Origin of the sequence: Vibrio sp. 947 (assembly GCF_033339115.1) — a bacterium.
Classification (GTDB): domain Bacteria; phylum Pseudomonadota; class Gammaproteobacteria; order Enterobacterales; family Vibrionaceae; genus Vibrio; species Vibrio alginolyticus.
Genome location: NZ_JAWOTX010000025.1, coordinates 77,349 through 83,750, shown reverse-complemented (window position 1 = coordinate 83,750; position 6,402 = coordinate 77,349). Strand labels below are relative to the sequence as shown.

The 6,402-nt window shown below is 35.5% G+C and carries 4 protein-coding genes; 3 read left to right on the top strand and 1 reads right to left on the bottom strand.

The window, feature by feature from the left end:
* Positions 1-20: 20 nt before the first annotated feature.
* The gene (locus R7Q39_RS23885; protein ID WP_318076968.1) at positions 21-689 is read right to left on the bottom strand and encodes a hypothetical protein; all 669 of its coding nucleotides are present in this window, start codon (positions 687-689) and stop codon (positions 21-23) included.
* Positions 690-935: 246 nt separating this feature from the next.
* On the opposite strand from R7Q39_RS23885, the gene R7Q39_RS23880 reads away from it, so the two are divergent.
* The 3 genes from R7Q39_RS23880 (at position 936) to R7Q39_RS23870 (ending at position 6,394) form a co-directional block, all read left to right on the top strand.
* On the top strand, positions 936-2,060 hold the full coding sequence (locus R7Q39_RS23880; RefSeq protein ID WP_318076967.1) for a trypsin-like serine protease: 1,125 nt from the start codon (positions 936-938) through the stop codon (positions 2,058-2,060).
* Positions 2,061-2,173: 113 nt separating this feature from the next.
* On the top strand, positions 2,174-5,452 hold the full coding sequence (locus R7Q39_RS23875; RefSeq protein ID WP_318076966.1) for a hypothetical protein: 3,279 nt from the start codon (positions 2,174-2,176) through the stop codon (positions 5,450-5,452).
* A gap of 99 nt (positions 5,453-5,551) precedes the next feature.
* Positions 5,552-6,394: a hypothetical protein gene (locus R7Q39_RS23870; protein ID WP_258636523.1), complete on the top strand. Its 843-nt coding sequence runs from the start codon at positions 5,552-5,554 to the stop codon at positions 6,392-6,394.
* Positions 6,395-6,402: the final 8 nt, after the last annotated feature.

The window sequence follows — 6,402 nt, the reverse complement described above, 5'->3', positions numbered from 1 at the left end:
GCCTTTCACCACCACCTAAATTAATTTCGCTTAGGCTCATTAGATTTAGATGGAGCACTTGGCGCTTTTGGGTAGAATTTAGATTGTTTTGTTACCTCAGTTCTGTACCCATCCCTTAGAGGCATTACAAAAACATCTCCAATCTTGAAGTTAGGTATTGGGTCAGGAAGTGACGAGTTAAAGATATTAAGCTTGTCTTCCATTGAGACTAAATCATTGGTAAATGCTATTTTACCCACTGTCGTTGGGGTGTTAAGGTATGCGTCAACAGTTTGTACTCCCCCCAGCATATCAAATCTGCGTTGATGGACTAGGGTATCCAGGTTGTTGTCATACACATAGGCGCATTCTAAATCGTTGTTGCTCCAATCATCTGTGGCTATATAGCCTATTACGGATTCTGGAGAGTGTGTTGTTATCTCTTTTAGTTTAGATTTACTGCTCAATGGAACTAAGAGTCTGTCTTCACCGTTTACGAATGGATTTCCATCGGGATAAGTGACTTTCTCCATATTCAGAATGGTTTTGACCTTTTCCATTTTAGAATTTGAATTAAAAATATCCTCAAAGGACTTCCGTACCGAATCAGTAAGTTTTATTTCTAGGCCACTTCTTAGTCTAATGTGTGACTCACTTATTTCATCAAAAAAACCTGAAAAATCAGTTTGTAAGCGATTTGTGACGTTCATTGCCGTTTCCAATATTATTTTTATAATATTGTAACATGCCGCTATAAAATAGTTAATAAAATAAAATATAAAGTTAGCAACCAAACAAGAAATTGATTCAAATCAAATTAACTTTTGAAATCGATTTTATTTCAGTAAATATTATTGACACTTAATCCTGCAAGTGTATAATTCAAAACATACAAAGTGATTAACATTCTGATTTTAATTAGTTTATCAAGGCTTTAACGCCATAACGGAGTTTTTATGAAAAGTAAAAAGTTACTATCTGCTATTCTTGCAATGACTGCTGTATCAAGCCCTCTTGCTTTAGCAAGCACCACTAATGGAACAGAACAAGTCACTACTGGCGGTGTTGAAGTTCTTGAAAGTAATTACCCTTGGCAAGTTAAGGTAATCACTACAATGAATGGCGTTGAAGAAGCAAAAGTATGTGGCGGTGCAATCATTGACACTCAGTGGGCTGTAACTTCTGCTCAGTGTTTCTTTGATGTGTCAAAGGGTCTTGATAAGAATGACATCGAAAGTGCGCAAGTATCATTCCCAGATTATGATGGTGAAGGTCTAGCAACACTAAATATCGATAAGTTCTTCGTACACTCAAGCGCTACTGGAAACCCTGCTGATGCAAACGATATTGCACTGGTCAAGTTCAATGAAAGCAGCTTCCCAATGAACGGTGTAATTCAATTAATGACCGCTGACGAAGATGAAAATGTTTTAACGCAGCAAAAATCAGATTTCTGGGTAGAGAACCAGGAACGTTTACCGTTGTTTGTAACAACTGGTTATCAAGGCTCGCTAGATGGCGCTTTAAAGCGTGATTACCTATCTGGTGTGCCAAATGATAAGTGTGATGGTTACAATACTCGCTTGACACATTGTGGTACTACCCCACATCCTGAATACACACAAGGCATGTGTTACGGAGATCTTGGCGCTCCACTAATTTGGAAAAACCCAAATAATGCAGGGGATAACAACAAAGGTCTGCGACTAGCTGGCATTGCCTCTATCGGTAAGGATAACTGTGACAACAATAACTACTCTGAATTTACTAATATTGCTGACTATGTAGACTGGATTAAAAACACAATCACTGCTGAGATTGGTGAAGAATATGTAGTTAACCAATTAGCTCAAATGACCGTGTTTAGCTATGATCCTCTTGCTGATGAGAATATGCCTTCATACACTGACAAGGGTGAAGTGGGTGGTAACTCAGGAGAAGACCCAGACTTTGTCGGTGATGATGACGACAATGCTACAGACGGTAATGGTGATTCAGGAGATAAATCTGGTGGTAGTTTTGGTCTAGGTGTTCTGATTGCTTTAGGAGCCACTGCTTACAGTCGCAGAAAGAAAAAGTAAGCAGACAAAAGATAATATTGATATTGAGGGCTTTATGCCCTCTTTTTTTATGAATTTTCGTGTTATATTTCGATGAATTCCTATTTAAATATCAATAAATAAATTATAAACTTATGAATACAATCTTACGCAACGTCATTGCAGGAAGCTCTCTATTGGCAGTAAGCTTTAACGCTTCCGCATTTCCGATTATGGCGATCAACAGCATTGGCTATTTAGTTCCAATACTTCTTGCTATTGTTTCTGGTGGGGTGGGTATAAGAAATAAGAAACACATGCTTTTTGCAATGGTTGGAATGTTGGTGCTACTTACGTATTTCATCTTTGAAAACGTAGTCGATCATAGAGTAGAAAAATTCAGCTTAAAGCAAACATATTTCGAATCAAGTGAAAGTGTTCAAATCAACTCCGACAGATTCTTACCTATTGCAATGGTTCCTGAAGTCATCAACTCTGGTAAGCGAGTAAGCTTAATAAAAATTCAAGATGTCCGAAATATTTACTTAAATAACAATAATACATATGGTTACGCTGAGTACAACAAAGCTATTGATTACATTAATGCTAATAAGTTTGACTATGTATTATTAAGATCGCATTCCTATCAAACCTTACTCGATTTCAGTGAGAAGGTGGCTAAGAATACAAATACCAAGGTTATGTTAGTTAAGCCTGAGTTGGCAACATTTAATTGTGAGCAAAAAACTTGCGTCAAAAATTTCAGAGAATATGACTTTGAAGATTATGATTTTCCGATTATTGAGAAATTTAATGCGAGAAGAGCAAAGCTTCTCGATGATTTTAATATTATTGTAGCCTCTCGATTCATTTCTTCTATTTCTCAGATATATAAAGAAGATATGATTTATTTAGATGTAGATCTAGCTTACGCGTATGGAGATAAATACTGGTCTTCAATATATACCAAGATTAATCGAAACAAAAAAACGATTGTTCTAATAAATAAAAATGATAACTTTTCAAGCTCTGAGAGTTTTTACAATTATAAGAATGGTTTACTGAATATCCTTTCTGAGCAATCAGGGGTTAAGGATTTTTATGTTACAAGCAATTCTGAATTAATCCGTGAAATTTCATTAAGAAGTGATGACCCTGTTGTAACGAAATCACATATAAATGAAAATAGATATTATTCACCTATAGAGATTCATGCTAGAAGCTATAGCAATTTTGATTATTTTACTTACATTTGTTTTACTGAGCAATGCGTTGACACAATGGGTAGAGACAATTCTATCAACGCATCGAAACTAAACATTTTCAGTTTAAATGGTTCTTTGCTAGTTAACCTTGAACCATTGAAAAGATACAAAAATGATAAATTGGTTATAGCCTCGCATGATCTGTTCAGTTCATTATTAGGAAAACTTTTAGCTAAGAATCTTGCTGACAACGGATTTAAATTCAAAGGATTCACTTACCATTACTCTATGTACTTTGGAGCATTTGAAAGGTCAGTTATAAATGGTGAGCATATAGCTAGTTACGATGACAATATTCTTCAACCGTTAACTAAACTACTATCAGTTATAAACTATGAGTTTTTAGATAAAGACAGAGAGATTAATATTTATGCGTTGATAGTTGTTAGCCTGATTTTTGGTGCTTTATCGGTCTCTAAAAACGGAAATGTTTCTAAAACATCAAGTATTGGTTTTATTGTAATTTCATACATTCTTGTCAACTTTTTCCACTTGAATCCCAAGTTGATAGATTTAGAGATTTTTGGTGTGTTATTTGCTGCACCGCTGTTAGCAACGTACATTTATGTGACCACAGATAAGTGCAAATATGCGATATTTTCTCTGATCGCGTACTGGCTAGCTTATAGCTTCATAAGTGTAAGTAGTATGATTAATTACGTGCTTTCATTCTATTCAATAGGTGGTGTTCTTGCCATTGCATTTAGCTGTAAGAAAATTAAAGAAGATAAGGCTCGTATTGGTGAGAAATATCTTTTAACAGTAAAGCATCTTACAAACTGTAAAGCTGGCTGGATAATTGAAAACAAGGAGGACTTACTTCGACATGTAAAAAACAAAAAATATCTGTTGAGATCTAATCATTTAACTAAAGAAGAAATGGACGTTTCTGGAAAATTTGAAAGTTACTTGATAAGCGGAAAAGAAGACGCAATGCAAGTCTATGAAGCCGCAATTAAGGATGCAAACATCTTGCTAAAGCAAGATGATATCCAATTCTGGCTCGTTCCATATGTGGAGACAACACTGAAAGGTGTAATGCAGTCAATTGGTACAAACATAGGGTTAGTTGGCATATCCTTGGGCGCTAATGATTCGGTTACGCTGGGAACTTCTAGCTCTTACTATGAAATAGATAGGGAAGGTAACTGCAAGAATTGGTCAGATTCAAAAATTACAAAGGCTAGATTACTCAAAAAACTGAAAGAAATCGAAGCTATTGAAGGTGTTCCAGTAATAGTTGAATTTGGCATTACCAGATTTGGAAAAATTGAGATTTTTCAAGTTAGACATCAATGTGTAGAATATTCTCACGAACAGACGCGTAATGCATTGAATGGTCGATACTCTGTTGTATTTAATGAGAGTTCTTCTATTTTAGGAACATCTGTATTGAGCAGCCTGAGTGAAGGTAGGATTGTCTTGGCAAAGGGAAGCATGTCCATGCTTAAGGTTGTCGAGCCTAACCAAAGTTTAAGCTATATTGCGACACAAACCCGTCTTGTCGCGATCACTAAAGAATTGTCTGAAATTGACCTGTCTAACTCGATCACTATAAATGCTAAGGTTAATTTGATTAAACAGATTATTGATCCAATCATAACTTTGTACTTTAGTGGTAGCAGTATACTCTTTGAAACAGTTCGCGACAGTATCATACTGAATTGCGTTACCAGTGCGGTTTCTAAGTTTGGTGAATTGCCAGGATATGATCTCGCTGATAAGCCTGTACAAGTAAGTACAGAAAATAGTAACTTGAGTTCCACAACATATAAAGATGTATTGCACTTAATCGTATCTATTGCTTTGATTAGGCTGAGAAATGAACTTTGCTCAGAGTTTACAGATATTAGTCGAGTAGCTGGTAGTACAATTTCACAACTGGATGAAAAAATCTTCATTGAAGATACCACTGAAACTAATAATATGAATGAAATGATAGTCGTAGTAGAAGGTTCATTTTCTGGTGAAACATATTCTGTTGATGAGTTCTTAATGCTTTCAGAAAATGATCAGGCAAAGGCAGTGATTAAAGATGATTTTATACCTATCTCATATATGATGGATTGCATGAACGCTTCTGCAATCATAGTGAGAAATGGAACTCCGCTTTCTCATGTTGCTCAAACAGCAAAGTCTCTAAAAGTTCCTTTTAAGATAGAGAAATAAACATCAAACCCTCTTAAAACAAGAGGGTTTTTATTTGTAAAAAAATTGACGACCAGCATTCGATGTGTATAATAAGAACAATAAATAAGGAATGTGAAAATGAAAATTATTTCTAAAGATAGTGATTATTACGACTCTTGTACAGCTTTTGGTCAGTCAGATGATAACTACGTCTTTGCACGTAATAAGAAAACGCACCTGCTACAGGAAGTTTCAGCGATTGAAGTAATCGACAAGTTACTGCAACTTGAAGCAAAGGAACTTAGGAAAATTTTCCGCGACATCTCAAGACGTAATACTTGGGGTACTAGATACTCAGATCCATTTATTGAAGTTGGAGTTTTGATTTTTTGTGGAAAGAATTACCCTTTAATCACATTCTGTAGTGAAGCATTCCATCAATTCAATACTACTAGAACTGGATTAGAAAAGGTCATTGAATACATGTCGCTAAATGGCGTTAAATCAGAGCGAGAAATGCCTTATCTAACCTTTTACGATGCTGTATCGGCAAAGCGATTTATCACCAATATGAGCAATCTAGGCGCTTTCAAGGACACAGATTATGGTGAAGCATATTGGTTTGACATCATTGAGCGAATTTTCAATGCTTTTAAACCTACAAATGATAGTGATTTTTATCGCCAATTGCTTGTAAACTACAATACGCCATACCTAAAAGTACATCGAATTAACTATAATTTCCAGTCATGCTCATTGAATATTGAAACCAATACAAACCTGAGATTACTACAATTCCAAAAGCAATTTTACCCTCAGCAGGCTTACCAAGAGATTGAGATGTTTTGCTGTGGAGTTCTAGGTTCAACTCAGGAAGAAATTATTCAAATTGCAGATGAGCACTTGAGAGATGCAAAAGGTTTTGATGGTAAATCATTCAAAACAAGACCAGGAACTAAAAAACGTAGAAAGCATAAATAATTAAGGGG